General features: G+C 55.9%; 20 protein-coding genes, 1 tRNA gene and 2 pseudogenes. 8 read left to right on the top strand and 15 right to left on the bottom strand.

Annotated features, from left to right (window positions below):
- Window positions 1-86: 86 nt before the first annotated feature.
- Together H9Q16_RS16060 and H9Q16_RS16055 are read right to left on the bottom strand one after the other, a co-directional pair.
- Complete coding sequence (locus H9Q16_RS16060; RefSeq protein ID WP_191076420.1) at window positions 87-887, bottom strand: undecaprenyl-diphosphate phosphatase; 801 nt, start codon at window positions 885-887, stop codon at window positions 87-89.
- Window positions 887-1,873 (bottom strand): complex I NDUFA9 subunit family protein, encoded by a 987-nt coding sequence (locus tag H9Q16_RS16055; protein ID WP_191076419.1) that lies wholly within the window; start codon window positions 1,871-1,873, stop codon window positions 887-889. Before H9Q16_RS16055 ends, H9Q16_RS16060 begins: the two co-directional genes overlap by 1 nt.
- A 168-nt stretch (window positions 1,874-2,041) precedes the next feature.
- Between H9Q16_RS16055 and H9Q16_RS16050 the strand changes: the two genes are divergently transcribed.
- The 4 genes from H9Q16_RS16050 to H9Q16_RS20535 all read left to right on the top strand — a co-directional run bounded on the left by H9Q16_RS16050 (window position 2,042) and on the right by H9Q16_RS20535 (window position 3,087).
- Window positions 2,042-2,127: transfer RNA gene (locus H9Q16_RS16050), tRNA-Leu, on the top strand.
- Window positions 2,128-2,257: 130 nt separating this feature from the next.
- Window positions 2,258-2,659 (top strand): Arm DNA-binding domain-containing protein, encoded by a 402-nt coding sequence (locus tag H9Q16_RS20920; protein WP_216859430.1) that lies wholly within the window; start codon window positions 2,258-2,260, stop codon window positions 2,657-2,659.
- Window positions 2,660-2,908: a phage integrase central domain-containing protein gene (locus tag H9Q16_RS20915; protein WP_425507705.1), complete on the top strand. Its 249-nt coding sequence runs from the start codon at window positions 2,660-2,662 to the stop codon at window positions 2,906-2,908.
- Window positions 2,905-3,087, top strand: coding sequence for a hypothetical protein (locus H9Q16_RS20535; RefSeq protein ID WP_216859429.1), 183 nt, complete (start codon window positions 2,905-2,907; stop codon window positions 3,085-3,087). The genes H9Q16_RS20915 and H9Q16_RS20535 overlap by 4 nt, the downstream gene beginning before the upstream one ends.
- 170 nt (window positions 3,088-3,257) lie before the next feature.
- On the opposite strand, the gene H9Q16_RS16040 is transcribed toward H9Q16_RS20535, so the two are convergent.
- The 9 genes from H9Q16_RS16040 to H9Q16_RS16000 all read right to left on the bottom strand — a co-directional run bounded on the left by H9Q16_RS16040 (window position 3,258) and on the right by H9Q16_RS16000 (window position 13,273).
- Window positions 3,258-4,388: a glycosyltransferase family 4 protein gene (locus H9Q16_RS16040; protein WP_191076418.1), complete on the bottom strand. Its 1,131-nt coding sequence runs from the start codon at window positions 4,386-4,388 to the stop codon at window positions 3,258-3,260.
- The gene (locus H9Q16_RS16035; protein WP_191076417.1) at window positions 4,385-5,329 is read right to left on the bottom strand and encodes a class I SAM-dependent methyltransferase; all 945 of its coding nucleotides are present in this window, start codon (window positions 5,327-5,329) and stop codon (window positions 4,385-4,387) included. The genes H9Q16_RS16040 and H9Q16_RS16035 overlap by 4 nt, the downstream gene beginning before the upstream one ends.
- Window positions 5,326-6,624, bottom strand: a complete 1,299-nt coding sequence (locus H9Q16_RS16030; protein ID WP_191076416.1) for an oligosaccharide flippase family protein — start codon at window positions 6,622-6,624, stop codon at window positions 5,326-5,328. The genes H9Q16_RS16035 and H9Q16_RS16030 overlap by 4 nt, the downstream gene beginning before the upstream one ends.
- Window positions 6,617-7,387, bottom strand: coding sequence for a class I SAM-dependent methyltransferase (locus H9Q16_RS16025; protein ID WP_191076415.1), 771 nt, complete (start codon window positions 7,385-7,387; stop codon window positions 6,617-6,619). Before H9Q16_RS16025 ends, H9Q16_RS16030 begins: the two co-directional genes overlap by 8 nt.
- Window positions 7,388-7,398: 11 nt before the next feature.
- A complete protein-coding gene (locus tag H9Q16_RS16020; RefSeq protein ID WP_191076414.1) occupies window positions 7,399-8,070 on the bottom strand; it encodes a hypothetical protein in 672 nt (223 codons plus the stop codon).
- A 322-nt stretch (window positions 8,071-8,392) separates the two neighbouring features.
- Window positions 8,393-9,514, bottom strand: a complete 1,122-nt coding sequence (locus tag H9Q16_RS16015; RefSeq protein ID WP_191076413.1) for a glycosyltransferase family 4 protein — start codon at window positions 9,512-9,514, stop codon at window positions 8,393-8,395.
- Window positions 9,515-9,522: 8 nt separating this feature from the next.
- On the bottom strand, window positions 9,523-10,461 hold the full coding sequence (locus tag H9Q16_RS16010; protein WP_191076412.1) for an FkbM family methyltransferase: 939 nt from the start codon (window positions 10,459-10,461) through the stop codon (window positions 9,523-9,525).
- Between the two features lie 93 nt (window positions 10,462-10,554).
- Window positions 10,555-12,273 (bottom strand): hypothetical protein, encoded by a 1,719-nt coding sequence (locus tag H9Q16_RS16005; protein WP_191076411.1) that lies wholly within the window; start codon window positions 12,271-12,273, stop codon window positions 10,555-10,557.
- Window positions 12,260-13,273: a glycosyltransferase family 2 protein gene (locus H9Q16_RS16000; protein WP_191076410.1), complete on the bottom strand. Its 1,014-nt coding sequence runs from the start codon at window positions 13,271-13,273 to the stop codon at window positions 12,260-12,262. Before H9Q16_RS16000 ends, H9Q16_RS16005 begins: the two co-directional genes overlap by 14 nt.
- A 274-nt stretch (window positions 13,274-13,547) precedes the next feature.
- On the opposite strand from H9Q16_RS16000, the gene H9Q16_RS15995 reads away from it, so the two are divergent.
- Window positions 13,548-13,751, top strand: a complete 204-nt coding sequence (locus H9Q16_RS15995; RefSeq protein ID WP_191076409.1) for a transposase — start codon at window positions 13,548-13,550, stop codon at window positions 13,749-13,751.
- 144 nt (window positions 13,752-13,895) lie between these two features.
- Here H9Q16_RS15995 and H9Q16_RS15990 read toward each other — a convergent pair.
- Both H9Q16_RS15990 and H9Q16_RS20910 read right to left on the bottom strand, forming a co-directional pair.
- Window positions 13,896-14,972, bottom strand: a pseudogene (locus tag H9Q16_RS15990) (IS110 family RNA-guided transposase).
- Window positions 14,973-15,469: 497 nt separating this feature from the next.
- A complete protein-coding gene (locus H9Q16_RS20910) occupies window positions 15,470-15,739 on the bottom strand; it encodes an HIRAN domain-containing protein (RefSeq protein WP_425507711.1) in 270 nt (89 codons plus the stop codon).
- On the opposite strand from H9Q16_RS20910, the gene H9Q16_RS15985 reads away from it, so the two are divergent.
- Complete coding sequence (locus H9Q16_RS15985; protein WP_386260500.1) at window positions 15,683-16,336, top strand: glycine cleavage T C-terminal barrel domain-containing protein; 654 nt, start codon at window positions 15,683-15,685, stop codon at window positions 16,334-16,336. The genes H9Q16_RS20910 and H9Q16_RS15985 overlap by 57 nt on opposite strands.
- Before the next feature lie 81 nt (window positions 16,337-16,417).
- A pseudogene (locus H9Q16_RS20680) lies at window positions 16,418-16,716 on the top strand (transketolase); the annotation flags it as partial.
- Here H9Q16_RS20680 and H9Q16_RS15980 read toward each other — a convergent pair.
- Window positions 16,716-17,297 carry a hypothetical protein gene (locus H9Q16_RS15980; RefSeq protein ID WP_191076407.1) on the bottom strand — a complete coding sequence of 194 codons (582 nt, stop codon included), beginning with the start codon at window positions 17,295-17,297 and terminating at the stop codon, window positions 16,716-16,718. The pseudogene H9Q16_RS20680 and the gene H9Q16_RS15980 overlap by 1 nt on opposite strands.
- Before the next feature lie 216 nt (window positions 17,298-17,513).
- Here H9Q16_RS15980 and H9Q16_RS15975 point away from each other — a divergent pair, with 216 nt between their 5' ends.
- Window positions 17,514-17,945 (top strand): aromatic ring-hydroxylating oxygenase subunit alpha, encoded by a 432-nt coding sequence (locus H9Q16_RS15975; RefSeq protein WP_246455779.1) that lies wholly within the window; start codon window positions 17,514-17,516, stop codon window positions 17,943-17,945.
- Between the two features lie 429 nt (window positions 17,946-18,374).
- Here the strand turns inward: H9Q16_RS15975 and H9Q16_RS15970 are convergent, their stop codons facing one another.
- Window positions 18,375-18,986, bottom strand: coding sequence for an ABC-type transport auxiliary lipoprotein family protein (locus tag H9Q16_RS15970; RefSeq protein ID WP_191076406.1), 612 nt, complete (start codon window positions 18,984-18,986; stop codon window positions 18,375-18,377).
- Window positions 18,987-18,988: the final 2 nt, after the last annotated feature.

The raw sequence follows: 18,988 nt of genomic DNA, 5'->3' as shown, positions 1-18,988 counted from the left end.
CAGCATTACTGACCCATTATGACATTATGTCAGCTTAAGTGACCTTTTTCTGCGCCTGCGATGCAATTTTTAGGACCGATCCGGTCCTAAATGCTCAATCCAATCACTGCGATAACCCCAACCACGATTCGCCAGTACCCGAAAAGCGCATATCCATGCTTGCTGACGTAGCCCAGTAACCAGCGCACCACCAACACCGCAGACACAAACGCCATGGCAAAGCCAACCGCGATCTCGCCCATCGCCGACGCATCCAGCACATCCCGGTTCTGATAAAGATCATAGGCAAACGCCCCGGCCATCGTGGGCATCGACAGGAAAAACGAAAACTCCGCCGCAGACCGTTTGCTGGCCCCCAGCAGCAAGGCCCCCACGATCGTCGCCCCCGATCGGGACGTGCCCGGGATCATGGCAAGGCACTGGATAAACCCGATTTTCAGCGCCATCAAAAGGGGAAACGCCATCGCATCTTCATGTCTTGGCTCTGGCGCGATACGGTCCACCACCAACAAAACAAAGCCGCCAAGGATCAACATGATCGCGATCAGCATCGGCGTTTCGAACAGAACAGTCTTGATGAAATCATGCGCCAGCACGCCAATCACGACCGCTGGCAGAAAGGCAATCAACACCGACAGGATGAATCGCCGCGCCTGCGGGTCATACGGTGCCGCGCTGAACACAGCCCACAAGCGACCCGCATAAACCGTCAGGATGGCCAGCACCGCGCCCAGCTGGATCACCACCTCGAATGTCTTGCCCGCACTCTCAAATCCCAGAAAATGCCCTGCCAGCAGCAGATGACCCGTCGATGAAACCGGAATGAATTCCGTAAGCCCTTCAACCAGCCCCAGAAAGGCCGCGACCAGCGTCGTTGATTGATCCATCAGCTTTCGCGCAGGTTCCGCGCAGACTTCTTGATGGCATCAAACTGCCCCGACGGACGAAATCGCCACAGATACTCCGGCAAAACAGATTCCATTGTGGTCGGTTTGATCCCCAGATCCTCCAGCCCCCTGGCACCCTCAGCCACCACGTTATCGACCTGCAGATTGATCAACTGGTCCCGCGTCAACAGCGTGTTCGAAAACAGCCCGAGCGTGACCGCCTGCAGCATATCAAACCCAAAGGCCATCATCCGCGCCACAAAATTGGGCATGTTGATCACCAGACGACGACGGTTGATAACCCCCAGCATCCGCGCCATCAGCGCGCGCATGGTCTCCACATCCGGCCCGCCCAACTCGTAAATGCCCGGGGCCGCCTTGCCGGTGATGCATTTCTCAGCCGCGGCAGCAACGTCATCCACGTAAACCGGCTGAAACCGCGTCTCTCCGCCGGCAATCGGCAGCACCGGACCCATCCGTGTCATGCCCGCAAAGCGGTTAAAGAATTCATCTTCCGATCCAAACATAATCGAAGGCCGCAGGATATGGGCATCGGGCATGTGCTTGAGCACCCCTTCTTCTCCCATGCCTTTGGTACGCGCATAGTCGCTCTCAGCCTCTGTATCGGCCCCGATGGCTGATATCTGAACCATCCGTGCCACGCCTTCCGCAGCTGCCATCCGGGCAACGCGCGTGGCCCCCTCGGCCTGCACGGCCTCGAACCTGTTCTTGCCGCTTTCGGCCAGGATACCAACGCAGTTCACAACCACATCAGCACCCTTTAATACCTCACGCACTGAGGCGTCATCGCGGATATTACACAGCACTGGCTCGACCTGTCCGACAACACCATAGGGCCGCACGAACAACGCCTCGTTCGGGCGCCTCACGGCCACACGCACGCGCCAACCCGCCTTGGCCATGCGTCGCGCAATATAGCGCCCAACAAACCCTGAGCCGCCATAGATCGTGACCAAGTTTGACATGTCGCACCTCCTGCGTGAGAACCGCTGCCCAAGTGATGTACCGCCCCACCCCGCGCCGGACAAGCCGCAATCGCCTGCGTCCTACAGCCAGAGGAGCGGAATCACCGGTACTTCGACCGATTTACAATTGACACCCCCCGCCCACGTCCTTACATGCACGGCTCACGTGCCCAGGTGGCGGAATGGTAGACGCGCTAGCTTCAGGTGCTAGTACTGGCAACGGTGTGGAGGTTCGAGTCCTCTCCTGGGCACCATACATCCCGAACATAGCTTATCAAAATCGTTGAAAAACAACGAATTATACACTGTTCTCCTGCTCATAGATGAACCTCGATACACGCACAATAGCATGCTTTTGCGGGTATCCATGCGGGTAACAGCGCGTTGTTCGCCAAACAGGGAGATTCGATACCCGCAATACCCTTATCTGACCTGCAAATTCGCGGAGCAAAACAGAAAGATAAGCCGTTTCGCCTGTGTGACGGTTTGGGCCTACATGTGCTGGTGAAGCCGACTGGTGCAAAACTCTGGCAGTTTCGCTACCGATTCATGGGCCGAGAAAAGCTTTTGAGTCGTGGCAAGTACCCAATAGTCACCCTAGCGGATGCCAGAAGGCGTCGAGATGATGCAAAGCGCCTCGTTGAGACCGGCACAGACCCATCCGTCCAGAAAAAGGTCGATAGCATAGACGCCCATGTCAAAGCGCGTATGACCTTCAAAGAGATCGCAGACGAATACCACGACAACTTAGTTGATCGCGGTTTGGCTTTTGCTACCTTGCGCTAGATGCGCTGGCACATCGACAACCTGGCAAAGCCGATACACAACCGTCCCATTGACCAGATCAACGCAGCGGAGCTCCTTCACCTTCTGAAACCCATAGAACGCAGTGGCCGCCGCGAAACGGCCAAGAAGCTGCGCGCGACTATCTCAGCGGTTTTCCCACTCGCTATGGTGACGATGCGTGCTCCTGGACCTGCCACGGATTTACGCGCGCTTTTCTGCGAGAGTCTGGAGCGCGCAGCCCCCTTTTGAAACTCGATCTCGAGCGCCTGCCTTCCGACAAGCCGCGCGAGGGCAGCGACTCGCGCCTCGTAGTCTGCGAGAAGTTCGGCTGCAGCCGCGCTTTCATCGAACGAACCGGCCTCCGCCTTCTTGATCCAGATGTGGATCAGGTTTCGAGAGAGGTCATGGCGGCGACCGAGAGCATGTAGGCCTTCCCCGGCATGATATTCGGCAAAGACCTGACTTTTACACTCGGTTCTATGACTACGATGGCGTCTCGGCATGGGCTTTCTTTCTCTGAAAGCCCGCTCCCGGTCAAATCAACTTACTCAATCTGTCCGCCCCCAGGGGCGCAATCCATTTGACATCCAGAAATTTTCTAACTTGGCCCGGGCATCAGCCCAGCTTCGGCAAGTGAAAGGCTTATTCGGCAGATTCTCTCATCTGAAAAATGAGCGATCGCGTGGGCGCGCGCGGCCCGTGACATATCTTTGAGGCGGGTTTCCGGGAGATCACAGAATTCCTGCATGGCACTCGCCAGCGCCAACGCGTCTCCAGGTGGGACAAGAAAGCCAGTCTTTCCCTGGACGACACTTTCTCGACACCCGTCGATATTGCTGACGATTGTGGGCCGTCCCGACGCCGCCGCTTCGAGAATTACCTTGGGCATGCCCTCGCCACCATGGGAAGGCATTACAAGCGCGTGACAGCGCGCCAGAAATGGTCTGATATCATCCCGTCGGCCTACGAATTTGACAATTCCCTCGTTTTCCCATGCGCCGAGTAACGCATCAGGAATTCTTCCGGAGTTGGTATGATAAGTGTCCCCCAAGACGGTGCATTCGATCGAAACATTGTTCCGGTGGATCCGCCTTGCGGCTTCCACGAAATCGGCCACGCCTTTGTCAAATTGTAACCTGCCGACAAAGAGAAATCTAAAAGGCGAAATTGTGGGCATCTGCTCTGCCCTAAAATGAGTAAGGTCGACGCCCGAGCCCATCGTTCGGACTGTGGGAATATTTGCCGGCAATCCGTTCGAACTGAGAAATTCTAGGTCGGCGTTATTTTGAATGAGCAATGCCTTGGCCCGTGCGGAAGCGAAAACGTAGAGTTTCGCCAGTATTCTGCCCAGTCGATCTGCTTCACGGATACGCATTCCCAAACCGCTGATGTTGTTCACATATGGAAAGCAAAGCCATCTCGCGGCAAGGCCGCCATAGACGTTGGCCTTGATGCCGTTGTTGAACACGATGTTCGGTCGTGCTCGGCGTAGATGCCGAGTGATCCGTGACAGTGCCAGCATCTCAAGCGCAGGATTAGCGCCATCAAGGGAAACGTCCCAGTGGTGAAACCGGACGCCCGGAAGATCGGACAGGCGTTCAGACCATTCGTCAGAGCCGGCAATGGCATCGACTTGCCAGCCGTTCTCTACAAAGTACTTGATCACATTGCGCCGGAAATTCCACAGATACCACGCCGTGCCGGAAACCATGGCGATACGTTTTGTCATTGTCGGACGCCTCGGAATTCCGAGGGCATGTCGTGCGGTCGCAGTGGCACGTCCGAACGGCGACCGAGAAAATAGACCCCGCTGGCGGCGTCGCTTGCATGTCTCCGGTCGCTAGCTCGGTCGAAGGCCCTGAGCCAGAAGAACGGGGCGGCAAGCATCGAGCCCAGCCTGCGATTCCTGACAAGAGCGCCCATGCAATAGCGCAAAAGTTGAAACAATGCTGTTCCCGGGCCGGCGACGACCCCGCTATCAATCAGCGAGAACCGGCGGAATAGCCACCGATGTCCATTTTCGGTGAACCTGGTAAAGTCGTAGGCGCGTTCGTGCACAGGCTGCAGAAAGGGTGTGCCGGCATAGACCAGGCCACCTGGCTTCAACACCCGCCAGATTTCGTCGACAACGACATGCGGCGACAGAACATGCTCCAGTACCGCCTCTACCCAAACCGCATCGACCGACTCATCCCGTAACGGGATCGCGTGGGCATCGGCAATGAAATCGGTGTGATCCGATGCATAGACATCGAATGAAATAATTCGCGCACATTCGGAATCGTAAAGCACCTGCGCGCTATCGCTAATCGTCCCTCCGCCGATGATCAGGATCAAGGGCGCATCAGTGTCCTTCCGCAGAAGTTCCAACATTTGACGGGCTGAAGCCGGCGTCACCCGGTTTTGTCCGAGCAACACTCGTTTCCACAGGGGGCGCGTGCGGCGGCGGTTCTCGATCAAGCTGTCCGCGTTGCCCGAAAGGAACCTGTCCCGGTCCAGAATGCTGTTCTCGAAATCCACGAGAACGGGCTGACCCGCGACAAATGGCCTCCGTGCGCTGTCCCCCGCCGCTTTGTCATCGTCGAGCATAAGCGGCTGATGAGTGACAGGGCAGCGCAAAAATTCCTCGATGTCGACGAGGGATTGACCGGATTGTCGGGATTGGCTCATCGTCGATCACCTTTAATCGCTTGCAACAGTAGCGAGGCGCTAAAAGCCTTAATTTCAAGAAAATTCTCCAAGAAACGGGTCATTAGGAGTGTCATGGCCGAATACGATAGTGCCGTGGCAATGGCAGCGCCCATGGCCCCAAATGGCCCTGCCAAAATTGCATTCAAGATAATGTTCAATACCGCACCAAAAAGCATCACCATACTCACCCGACCGACGTGTCCGGTGTTCGCAAGAAACGCGGATGGTTCTCCAAAGACCGACAAGGCGACACGCGTCCAGACAAGCAAGACGATCGCAAGGCTGGCGGGCGCGAATCCCGATCCGAAGATCTGCTCGACAAAAGCCGCGGCAATTGTACTGGGCACTGCCAGCCCAATACAGGCAACAAGGGTTCGGCTGGAAGATTTCGCCGCGATGGCTTGTAAACCCGCCTTGTCCGAATTGGCGTAGCAAACCGCTGCAGGCCGTGACAAATAGACGCCGGCGGCATGAAACGGCAGCCCCATCAACAGGAAGAACCGCGCCGCCACGCCGTAAATCCCGGTTTCCTCCGGCGTGGACAGCAATCCCAGCATCACCACGTCAGTCGCGCCAAGTACGGTGCCCGCCGCGAAGACAAGCGATGATTTGAACGCGCCGCGAACCCATTCGACGCAGTTACCAAAGGCCGGGCGAACGACAATCCGGCGCAATGCTCTGACAAGAGCAGCCATACCCAGGAACAGCGAGGCGATCATTGCCGCCAGGGTCAGGTACAAAACGGATTCCACCGAAACCGGCCAACCCGCGAGATAAATGGTGCCAATCGCGATCAACAGGAGCGTCGGTTCCAGCAGCCGTTCCGGCACCTGCCCAGCCACCGGATGTCCTAACCCCTGAAGGACACCGGTGCGCAACAGGTTCCAGGATCGCGGTAGCAGTAAAAGGGTCGCGGCAGCCACGGCGCCGTGTAGAGCCGGGTCCGTGGCGAAAAGCCCCAGGTTCATGCGAGCGAACAGGGTGGTTGCGAGCGCCAGAAGCGTGATCGCAACCGTGGCGAAAACCACGACGCCCATCGCTTCGGGCATCCGGTCGCGCACGATCAACGGTGGGATCGCACGTATGGCGAAATGGTGAAAGCCGAACGTGGTGAAAAGAACCGCAATACTGACCCAGCCCATAGCAAAAACATAGGCTCCGAATTCACTGGGCCCCAGAAGACGCCCCAGCAGAAGGGTCAGCAAGAAACTCGCGGCTGCCGCGTAGAGCCGTATCAGGAGGATCTGAGAAAATTGGCCGACGCGGTTAGTCATGATCGAAGCGGAACGGATTTGAATACTTATTCAAGAAATCGCCGACCGAGATAATGTTGAGTAGTTTTCCTCTATTCTTTGAAAGGTCGGAATATGTCGGTTCGTGAAGGTCAATCGTCTCTTGCCGACCCGGGTGAATAAGCCCGACACCCCAATCGGTATCGACAACATACATGGTCAAATCAGGCCGATTGGCGCGCGCCCAAGCATATCCTTTCCAAGAGGTGCCATTCCAAGCAGGATACTTCCCATCGACTTTGTAACTGCCACGCGCATGGAATCTGGTCGGCGGGTTCATGTCATGCAACATGATCACTCCTCCGGGAGCCAGACAACCAAGGCTGTTTTCGATATCTCGCCTGACCTGATCGCCGGTATGGTTTCCGTCGATGAATACTATATCAAATTGCTGATTGTTGCTCAAAAAAAACTCGTCGGATGTTTTGCAGACGTCCGCTGAGGCATTCGGATCGGGATCGACACCAAGACGATTTTTGCAATGTATTTCTTCGAGCATAGCTTCACTGGATCGAACGCCAATTTCGAGGTAACGCGAATACGAATTTACGGCAATCATGTGGTTGACCAATTGAATTCGAGTGGCGCGATGGCGTCCGTGTGCGAATTGGTAGAATCTTGTATCGCCAGTGAATGGGTCGACGCCCAATACTCTCCCTATTGCTTTTCGAACCCGCCGAACCGGTTTGCTCTCGGCCAGGAGCCACATCGCCTTGTTTGGCCGTCCAGCTTCTTCCCAATCCATTCTGCGCTCTCTCAATCCCCAATAGTTTGGACCGCCGTATCGATAATCTCGTGGAGTTGTCCCGCAAGGCGATCGGGTCGCGTCAACTCCAGCATGTTCTGCACGCGATCACGCGCGTCTTTCCACACCGGACCACCGTAATGGCTGCGTGCGTCTTCGAAGCAGTTTTCAATGGCATCGGCCGACGCGCCTTCAACGAAATACGGGTAGTCGGCACCAAGTAGATGTTCTGCATCGTCTTCGCTCCTGTTCACCATGATGTTGGCCCTGCAAGCAGCCGCCGTAAAGCCCTTTGTGAAGGGTTTGTATCCACGCGCAGTCGCGTTGTCCCGGGGAGGGCGCACCGCGAAATGCAGCGTGTATTTCTGCAACTCGGGAAGTATTCGTCCGAAGTCACGCCCGGTCTTGGCGTGCAGGACCGCAACATCCGACTGCAGGCTCTCGGGAATTGTGGCGTTTTCCGGCATTCCGACATAGGCGGCGCGAAATCCGTTTTCGGTGCGGGAAGCAATTTTTGCCAGCCGCGGATCGGCGTGATGATGAACGAGGCCCACCGGTCGCTCGGACAGTCCCGCGTTTGCCAAGTGTTTGCAAATGGCGTGTTGGGCAGCAAACGACGCCGCGATGTGGAAGTCGAAGAGCGTCAAATCGAGTTCGGCCAACGGAAGATCGACACTGTCCACACCGATGATGGCCCGACATTCCTTCAACTGTTCGACATGCGCAGCCGTCAGACCATAAGTGGCCGTCTTTGTGAAAATTACGACCGGTCTTGGCCCGCCTCTCGCCAAGAGCCCGGAAAGCGCTCGTCCGGGGACCAAACTCGCGTGAAACGGAAAGCTCCGGATGTCATAGCGGTCGGATAGATGGGGGTGCACAAGTTGGGGCAGTTGGACGCCCCTCATTAGGGCAGAGCCGAGGATCGAAAAAGGCTTGGCGACACGCCGCAGAAATAGAACCCGGCGTTTCAAATGCTGTATTTCCCAGGCGCTGATTGCCAGTGTGTCATCGCCACACCGGCACAACGAAGCGCTCCCAAGTCAAGGTTTCTCCGTACGCCCGCGCGCGGTTCCCAGCATGTCCCGCCTGAGTACGTTCAAGGTTCCGGATGCACGAGGCCAACGCCTCCACATCGCCCGAGGGAACCAGCCAGCCGGTTTTTCCATGGTCAACGACATCGGCAAGCCCGGGAAGATCACTGGCCACGACGGCACGGCCATAGCGATACGCCGTCGGGATCACACCGGACCCGGTGACCGACCGATATGGAAGGACTACCGCATCGGCGCGCGCAAAGAACTCCGCGGCTTCCGCATCGCCCACGAAGCGCGGCACCAGCTCGATCCTGTCTTTCACCCTCAACGCAGCAATCTTGTCACGGGTGTCCTTGAGCCCGGCCCAGAACTCGCCGACGATGGTCAGCCGGGCATCTGTCCGGCCCGACAGTGCGAATGCGTCGATTAGGATATCCAGCCCCTTGTACGGACGGACAAGACCAAAGAACAAAAGCTCCAGCGGCCAGTCGCGGGCCAGAGCGCCGGTAGGCTCAGGATAATCGGAGAACACCGGATGCGGGAAGACATGCACCGGGCGCCCTGGAAATTGCGCTTGCAAGGTGTCACGCAGCGCAGCATTGTGCGTCAGAAACTGGTCTGCCTGTACAAGTTGATAGGTCATCAGCCGGTCTTTCCATGCCGCGCCTTCGTGGTCGGAGACGTTGTGCACGATCATAGTGCAACGGCTACCGCGTCGCCGCAAGGCGCGGGCAATACAACCAAGGGCGGGCGCCAAAAAGAACGTCCAGGCCGGCATGACCAGGTCATTGGGGCCGAAGGCGGCGATTTCCCGGATGGTTCGGTGCCAACTCAACGGCGCAGTGCCGCCGATGGTGCGCGTCGATAACGCCAGGTTCTGAGCAAAATCCTCGCTTTCCTCTGCCTCCCCAGGAAACAGCAACCGGGGATACTGGCGATAGAAGCTCCAGACCCGGACCTCGGCATCCCCGCGCGCCTCGAGCGCCTGGGCGACGCTCGCCGTATGCCTAGCGATACCAGATTTCGATGGCGGCATGGGCCCCACGACCGCGATGCGTCGCTTGCCATCTTCCGCCCTGGTGTTCGATTTCATTGACACCATCAGTCGCGTTCGCCTGTTTCGGGCGTAGGCGTCGGCTTCAGCAGAATATTTTCGTAACTTTGGCTCGGATCAAAGGAAACTTCATCAAAATATTGGTCGAGACCTACGATGGGATACCGATCGCAGACGAGTTCGGGAACATCTCGCATATCGCTATCGAGAAATTTTCTTGCAGCATCTTGACGGTACTCCATCAAAATTGGTGCTCGATTGCTCTTGAGAAATCTACTCGCACCAGAAAGCACATGATATTCAGCGCCCTCTACGTCGATTTTTACCAGCTTTATTTTTTGGATGGTCTCTTCATCAAGCAGTCCGTCTAACGTCGTGGCGGGCACAAGCTCCGATTCACCGTCGGTCACCGACGGGTTCCATCTTGAGACAAGAGAATTTGCCCCGGAATTCCCTTGTCTGGCATACAAGGGAAGAAATTTCCCCTCATCCTGACGATTTGTCAGCGCAACCAAATGTAAATGCGCGCGTATTTGATTGGAAGAAATGTTTCTACATAAAGCCGCCGCATTTGTCCTTGAATCTTCAATAGCTATTAGGACCGAACCATTTTGAGCGCAATAGGGTATACTTGCAGATCCTATATTGGCTCCGTTATCCAGAATCACGCCAGACGAATCAATCTTAAGCCCACTGGCTATTGCATGGACCGCCATCTCGAAAGGTTCATTTTTCAAGAACGAGCGGTAGCCAATATGGTCGTTCAAATCCACCCATAATTTGTAACCCTCCCCATGAAGGTAGGCCATATTTGGCGGCAGGCACAAACTTGAATGCTTCCTGATCCAATTCGGATCCCAAGCAGTTTGGATATTTTTGAAAACACCTTTGTTATGAAACCACCTTAGCAGCAGCAGCAAGGCGCGCGGACGAAACCTCGCAGCGACCAATGCCAAAAAGCGAATAACGAAACCGTCTGCTCCCATCAATACTCTTTTCTTTCACGTCGGTGAAACTTACTAGCAGAACTCGAAAAAACGACCGGCACTGTCATGTTACCCTTTGGGCGAGAATGTCGCTCAAGGAAAAAACCAAAGCGGCTGAAATGGTCCGGCCTTGATCATTTCCTCGTCCGGGATTTCCAGGTTGTTGCCCCAGCGCAGCGTAACTTCTCTTTTCCGGTTTCCGTCGATTGCGTGAACCGAGCGGCTCAGCGTGACCAAGTCGCCAGCGTCGTAGAGCTTGCCGTCAATCCGGATTGAGCCGCCCTCGACAGTATAAGCGCCCGGGACTCGGTTATGGATTTCCAACGGCATATCGCCCGTCGGCACCACACGGCCAGCCACCCAAAGCATCCCCCAATGGTGAATGTAGTTCTCGCGCAGCGCTTGGGCATCTTCGGGTATGAAGTATTCAACCTGTGCTTGTCCAGAGACTTCGGTTAGTAGATAACCATGGTTCGCGATTAGCAGGGGGATCGTTTTTCGCTTCATAGCGTTAATGAACGCGGTGTGGCCGCGCTCGCGGTAACCTTTCAGCCCCCAACCAGACAGCATGAACGGCAGAGCGCGATCGTAATCACCCAGGTATCCGCTGAAGTCGAAATAGGTGATTGGTTGGGGAAACAGCTGGTGCGCAACGGCAATAGTCTGCTGCTGCGCTGCCCGAATTTTCCGATCGATCGGCGCTCTGATCGTCGCGATGATTGTACCTATGCTGACCATCAGGGCGACGCAGATTGCGAAGCGAACACGAGGAAGGACCACCTGTTCCGCCGCAGGTGCCAGTGCCACCAGGACAGGCGGCAACATGAACACGTAGAAGTATTCGAAGCTGTTGCGGTAGAACAGGGGGATCAGAAGCGGGGTCAGAAGCGCCAACATTGCGATTTTTTGGCTGGCGCTCGCCTTGAGAGAGGACCATTTCCAAGCTGTCAGAACGACTAGGGCGGTAATATGCGGCGCCATCGCCAACTGAAATTTCAGCGCCCTTGCCATAGGCAGAAAGCCTTGGGAAAACACGATGCCACTTGCAGATTTGACAGTGCCTATGCCAGCCTGAACGGCAGATGATGCCACGTACCCGGAATGCCAATAGAAGATCAGGCAGAAAGCGGCAAAAAAGACCACGAAACAGCTGGCGATCCGAATCGCAATTGGGCCCTTGTGCTCCGCCTCTTGCACGCGAAGCCAGATAATGCCAGCAAATGCCGGGGCATAGAAAACTGATTTGATCGTGATCATCATCGCCAAGGCCGCAAGCGTTCCGGTCAAAAGGATCGTGGCTGCGGTCAGGGGCCGGCATGCCACGAACCACATTGTCGACATCAACAGAAAGGCCGCTAGAGGATCGTAGCGAAATGAACCGCCATGCAAGACCACATATCCACCTGAGAGATAGGCCAGGGCAATTAACGCGGCGGCCTTGGGAGCGCAGAATTTGCGCGCTACACCGAAAATCGCCGCCGCTGTACCGACTTGGCAAAGCAACATGACCAATCTGGCGACGCGGATGTGATCGATCACGTCCCCGGGTAGGTTCGGCATCCAACGGAATATCTGGGTAAAAAGACTTTGCAGCGAATACCTCAATGTGCCGTCGATCAGTTGGGTCACAAGATCATAGTGGTGGAACTCGTCCCAATTGATACCCCTATTCAGAGCGGAAAACGTTTGTCCGGCCACAAGTATCGCGGCCGCGTAGAGGACAATAACCACCAAGGCACGATCGGATTCCAGGTTGTCCGCTGCGGTCACGGAACGTGACTTGTCAGGGCTAGTTACGTCATTGGCGCTCATGGGATCGTTCCTGCACGGGCTTTTCGCTTTCCGAAACCGCCATCTTGGACGTGGGCGCCAATTTTGTTTCCATCCGCCTGACTTGTTCCAGCGTTTTTTCAATAAGCGCCCTGTTGGCACTTATCAGATCGGCCAATATTGCCATCAGGCTAGTGATCACCCCCAAAACCAGCAATACGCCGCCGAGGATCAGCGATTGAACGTGTCCCGACGCATCTCCCCCTAGCCAAAACCAGAGGAATCGCAGGACCGGCAGGATTCCAAAAAGAGACAGCATCAGACCGATGGCCGCGAATGTCCGCAACGGGTTGTAGGTCGCGTAGGCACGGAGCATCGTCACCACGGTTTGTGCAATGAAACCCGGGATGGATTTGAACAGCCGCGAGGGTCGCTCGGTGCGATTGGTCCGCACCGGTACGCTTGCGATCGCCATTCGTTTGCGCCCAGCTTGAATAAGCATGTCGGTGGTGTAGCTGAAACTGGTCGTAATAGTGATTCGCATGGCAGCCTCGCGACTGATGGCCCGAAAACCACTGACTGCGTCCGGGATGTTCGTTCCCGACAGCTTTCGAACCACTGCACTGCCGAGGCGTTGCAATTGGCGTTTCAAGGGGCTGAAGTGCACGTTCTTGTCCACAGCCCGATCGCCGATCACGATATCGGCTTTCCCCTCGAGGATTGGCCGCACCAGCGCGATAATGTCCTCGCCTCTGTATTGACCGTCCGCATCGGTGTTCACGATAATGTCGGCGCCGGCCGTGAGCGCTGAGTCAAGTCCGCTCTGAAAGGCGGCTGCAAGACCCCGGTTCCGGCGGTGATGAACGATATGGTCAACGCCGTTTTCCAAGGCGACTTCTACCGTCTTGTCGCTGCTTCCATCGTTAATGACCAGGAGCTCGATGTGGTCAACTCCAGGGATGATCCGCGGTATGTCGGCTATCGTTCGAGCCAGGTCGTCGGCCTCGTTGTAACAAGGAATTTGGATCACGAGTTTTGTCATCTTTCTTTCATGCGGCCTCAAGCACAGTCACGCAAGGAGAATTTGAATGGAGCGCCCGACATGAAAGGGAGGATCTGAAAAACCTAGCAGTTTGAGTGCGATGGGATGGTCTATAGGCGACAATTGAGGATGCCCGCCGATGCTCAAGCAGCCCGCCTTTCCCGATCTCCGCCACACGATGAAAAAAAGCGGACTGAGCTACTCACCGAAATTCGGATACTGACGTCAGCTGCAATTTGTTATCTGCTGATCTTCAACACGATGGAGATCGACGATGTCGAAGCGAAAGCAACATCATCCAGAATTTAAGGCCAAGGTAGCGTTAGAAGCGTTGAAAGGCGAAGAGTCGGTCAGCGAGTTGGCCAGTCGGTTTAGGGTCCACCTGACGATGATGCATCAATGGAAACGTGCGGTGCTTGAAGGTGCATCTGGCGTATTTGAGCGCGGCGGCCGAAAGACACCGGAATTCGATGAATAGCAAGTCAAAGACCTGCACGCCAAGATTGGGGAGTTGGCTGTCGCCAACGATTTTCTGGTAAGAAACCTCAAACCCTGGATCGGCAAGTGAGGCGGAAGATGATAGAACCGAACCAGCCGGGCCTGTCTGACGCCCTTCTAAGTGTCACGCCGCGATTTGGGCCTGATTGATCTGTTTGTGCCGTCGCGCAATGATGTTGAAGACTTCACGCGCGATGTATCTTTTCAGGCATCGAATAGCTTCCAGTTTTGAATGGCCCTGAGCTGTGCGGCGCGCAACGTATTCCTTTGTCTTCGGATCCAGACGTAATCGCCCGATTGCGATGATGTGAAGCGCGCTGTTTGCCGCGCGGTCACCGCCTCGGTTCAATCGGTGCCGTTTCGTTTTCCCTCAAGATGCTGGAACCGGGCTGACACCGCACAAAGCAGCGAAGCTGGCTTCGGATTTGAATCGTTCAGGATTATCGCCTGCGGTCAGCAACAATTGAGCCCCGCTGTTAAACTCGACCCCGCTGCATGCGATTAGGTCTGGGGCAAGTTCTGTGACGATTGCTAGGATTAGGTCGTCCAGTTCGGCGATCTCATCGTGCAGTTCGAGGTATCGACGTGCAAGCGATTTGAGCGCGCGCCGGTATGCCTCTTCGACATCCCGATACCCACTCAGATCCGGACGCCAGGCTGCCAGCGTCCTGATCAATTGCATGCGGGTCACTTTGCGTAAAAGATCACGTAGACGGTCAGGCGCGCAAACTATTGTCGTCTGGATGATCTGCAATGCAACGCGTCTGGCTTGAACAGCCGTTTTGCGGCAAACCATTTATATACGAAGGAATTCCACAATCCCATCTCGACTGCGCGGGGTTACCGTACGCCGCTTAGCAATAGCCGCGTGGGCAGCACTTTGCGCATCGAAGTCATCGTTCTTGCCGCGCCGTCTGCGATCCAGTTTGTCCGGGGCGGTAACTTCCAGAACGTCCACACTAGCGACCTGCATATATCTCAAGAGATCACCACCATAGCTGCGGGTGCATTCCACACCGATCCGTTGCACATCTCCGAATGATCGCATCCAGGCCAACATCAGCTTGTTGCCTTGCCGCGTTGTGGCGAAGCTTTGGGTTCCCAGAATCTGGTCGTTGTCATCAACAACAGCGGCCACGTGGAGGTTTTTGTGTGTATCGACCCCACCCTCGACTGGGATGGGTTGCTTCGGTTTGGCCATGAGATCGTCCTTTCCGGCAGTTTCAGACATACTTCACCGGAAAGAATGCACGGACAGGACAGTCATGAGACCAAATGGTCAGGCCCTTCTTGGGTCACACAGCATCTTCGAGACAAAGCCTCACCGCAAGGTGTTCCCGGGCAGTCGACAGGTCCAGGGAAAGACACGTGTCAAGCCGATCGGAATGAGGGTTAAACCAAACCAGAAAGCCAAGCGGCACCGACCCAACGAACGGTCGATCAATGTTTGAGTCAAACCACCCGACAACTGAAGACCATCATATGACTATCAGAATGCACGGTGATCTGACTAACGGGCTTTCGCCGCCAAACGGCCATCAGTAGACCGGTTCGGGCCGATCTCGGCTTCTGCTTAGAGGGCGCTTTTGGTTTCCGCTCGGGCGTAGGTGCCTGTTTCCCTACTCCAAAGTCTATCCACCCCCATGTCGGAATGCCGAGCCTGACGCCGAAGTGTCCGCTGTCATGCTGGTTCGTCCGCTATCCTCCCACTATCTTCGCCGAACATCTGGCGCTTTCAATACCGTCTTCGATCATCTGCGCTGAAAGGCGTTGCGCTTGTTCTCTGCTGAGATAGCCAACCGTCCGCGACTGTATTGTAGCCGCTACCGCGTTGAGATAGTACGCGTTGTTCGGCTCACGTTCTATCTTGGCCGAACCCTCAAGCTCGTATCCGAACCGGATGTATCTCCGCTGGCGACCCAAGGGCCGAAGGCCATGGATCTGGCGGTAAAACTGTTTGGCGACCACGTGCGCGACTTTAAATACTTCGGCTTTGCCGACGCTGAACTGCACGGCATCGCGTTGGTTATCGCCCGCTCCGGCTGGTCGAAACAGGGCGGGTTCGAGATGTACCTGATGGATAGCGCACGCGGCATCGAGTTGTGGGATATCGTCAAAGACGCAGGCGCGGAATTCGACATCGGACCCGGTGCACCCAACGACACGGAACGGCTGGAAAGTGGACTGATTTCATATGGCGCGGACATGCGGGTGCAGACCCATCCAGCCACTCCGTTCGAGGTGGGCTTTGGCCCATTGATCAGCTTTGAGCACGATTTTGTCGGGCGCAGCGCGCTTCAAGCTGCCGCCAAAACGGGCCCCGTCCGGACGCTGATCGGCGTCGTGATTGACGGCACGCCAACACCGCCCGGTCACCCGGTGCCACTGCAATTGGATGGGCAAAACGTCGGCTATGTTTCCGAATTCGCCTTTTCCAAACGTTTGGGCAAAACCATCGGTATTGGCCTGATCCGTTCCGATCTTGCATCAACTTCTGACACGCTTGCGCTGGTCCTGCCGACCGGCACGCACGCAGCGACCCTCGCCGAAACACCCTTCGTCTGACCGTCGAAAGCAGATAAAGCGAGCTCCCAGACCATTGACCTCAAAACTATTGAGGAAGACCTGTTGTGGCTTTCCTGTTGGATGATCCATCACGCCAACCACATCCGACCCAAGGCGGATGGCACCAAGGCCGGTGGCGATCATGACGGCACCTTACTTTTCGCACTACGCCTTCCAGATAGATTGGCGGCAAAATCTCATGCCAGCCCTATCTTTCAAGCAATGCAGTAAATGACGGGCGACCTGGACCGCGCGCAAATGGAATGGAAAATTTCCGTGGCTTTCACGGTGCGCAAAGCTATCCGTCGCGCACCAAGGATGTGGATGACGTGGATTTTTCCACCGGATCGGTCGGACTAAGTGTGGCAATCACGTCATACTACCCCTCACACCCGTTGTGGCGTCGCCACATCGCCGGGTCATGTCCGTCCGGCGTCGCGGCGCATGGATCATCCGCGTAGCCGCGCAACACGTTGTACCGCTGGATTTGCGCCTCGTTCAATATTTCAACCGTCATCAGGTGGCGTGACAGATGCACAAGGCGCAACGCGCTTCGGGCGTTTCCAGCGGTAAACACTGCATCGCTTAGAGTTTCCTGCGTAATCCCGCCTTGCGAAAACGCGCGGTCCAAAGCTGCCTCAGCAGAGATGAACGCGGCACCGGCCGCTTTTGCGTCGGTGGGCATCTGTTCAAAAATCTCTGTCAGCCGCTCCTCTTGCTCGGGTGAAAGCGCCAAGGCTTCCGCCAATTCCAGGGTGTGCAGCGGGCCGGGATATCCGTTGAGTTCCGCAGGAAGCGCAAATCCCCAACCCTGCCCAGCCTCAAGCGCGTCAATGTCGCTTTCAGAAAGAGCCGCGATCGCTCGGTTTTCGAGCCCTGAGTAAGGCGTATGAGCTTCCTCGGACACAACCAAGGATGCCCAACACACGGCAATAAAACTAACGGTTGCAGTGGTGCGCATATAGGGTCTCCATTTTTGGCTATGACATTCAGCCCGTTGTCTCAAAAATACGCTTAGGCATGTTCTGTCATCAAGCAGCAGAAATTTGCCAAAGGCAATGGCACAGGGTGTGCGGCCATAGATGCCTAAGCGCTGTTTGTGCTCTTTGGCGACAAGGCAATCATGGCTAAAAAAGTATAACTTGTGACTGAAAATGCTAAGCATGTTTTCCCCCGGATGTCCATTCTGTACGCTGAAAATCGGGGGATCTGCGTTATGACCTACGCTAGAAACATTGCCACGGGTTATAACAGTGACCCATCGAAATCAAAGTCTTTGATCGCGGATGCCTATACAGACCAAGGTTGGTTTGATGAGGATCTGAAACACATCATCGCGAAGACTTGGCAATGGGTGTGTCATGTCGAAAAAACACGCGAACCCGGCTCCTATGTCACGGATGAAATCGCTGGCCAGCCTATCGCCGTCGTGCGCGACAAAGCGGGCGAGCTGCGCGCGTTCTACAACGTATGCAAGCATCGCGCGCATGAATTGCTGTCGGGCGCCGGCAACACGACCCGCATCATGTGCCCCTATCACGCCTGGGTGTACAAGCTGGACGGTCAACTCGCCGTCACTGGGCACCTGAGTTCGAATGCACCGCACTGAAGATCCCGTCGCGAACAGAGGCAAAGGGTCCGCATCGCGCCGGCGATGACTAAGACCTACCTTCTGCCACGCAGCTTCGCTTAATCAGAGTGCTTGGTCGAGATGGTACTACGCCGACGGGTCAAAACAGCGACATCTACATGTGGCCTCAATACTCGAGGACGCAGCCTACTCTCGCGCTCTAAATACCGCAGCAACCGTTTTCGGCGTCATCCACTGACCTCGTCCAGTGAGATTAATGGCCGGTTGCCTACTCGTATTGCCGGGCGTGATCCTTTGATCAGCCATGTATCGCCTATGCTGGTGTACGGGCCGTTCTTTGAGGCGATGACACAGCGCTCAAGACACGCAGCGGGCAGCCGGTTTTCACCAGTCGGCCGATTACTGATCTGATTACCTATCTCATCAAAATACAAGAGTAGAGCAGATTTACATCTGCTGAACCGCCCAGTTTGACATCTCCGGCAGAAGAACATCCATGATCGCTTGAAACGCCGTCACAATTTCGCGCGTTCGATTGGAGGCAATGGTCGCTCTCTGGGCGAACCGACGGGTGTCTGTCACCCATTGGTCACGGTCATTGATCATTGACAGAAAGACGTCGACGCCGACTTCGAACGAACCGTCCTTATGGGCTTCCACCTCAAAACGATCAATACGCACCAGTAAAGCCTTGTCTGGCACGGGCCCTCCCTCGACATGCCCGACGTAGGCGACACGGTCCGTCTCAGAAATGCTGCGGACCAGTAGGTTTTGTAACATAGCGGGCAGCTCATCGCTCCATCGGGCGTCAGGCAGGTAAGTGATCGCGGCGGGATCCGGCTTGATCACAATCCGGTCCGTTGCCAATGCAGCAGACGCTTGCGGACGTGCGACCAAAAGCGTCCGTGACGTGCGTTTGCCGCGTTTTGAACCCGCGGCTGGCAGCAAGTCATAGGTGTCCAAGGGCTCAGATGCTTCACTGAGTACGGATAGGGTCCCACAACTGCTTACGCTGGACACCATGCCCAGTAGGAAAGTCCGACGAATCATCTCAGCCATAA

The organism is Sulfitobacter aestuariivivens (genome assembly GCF_014763045.1).
In the GTDB taxonomy this organism is placed as follows: Bacteria; Pseudomonadota; Alphaproteobacteria; order Rhodobacterales; family Rhodobacteraceae; genus Sulfitobacter; species Sulfitobacter aestuariivivens.
Note: the sequence above shows the minus strand (reverse complement) of the source record. Positions and strands in the feature narration are given on the sequence as shown.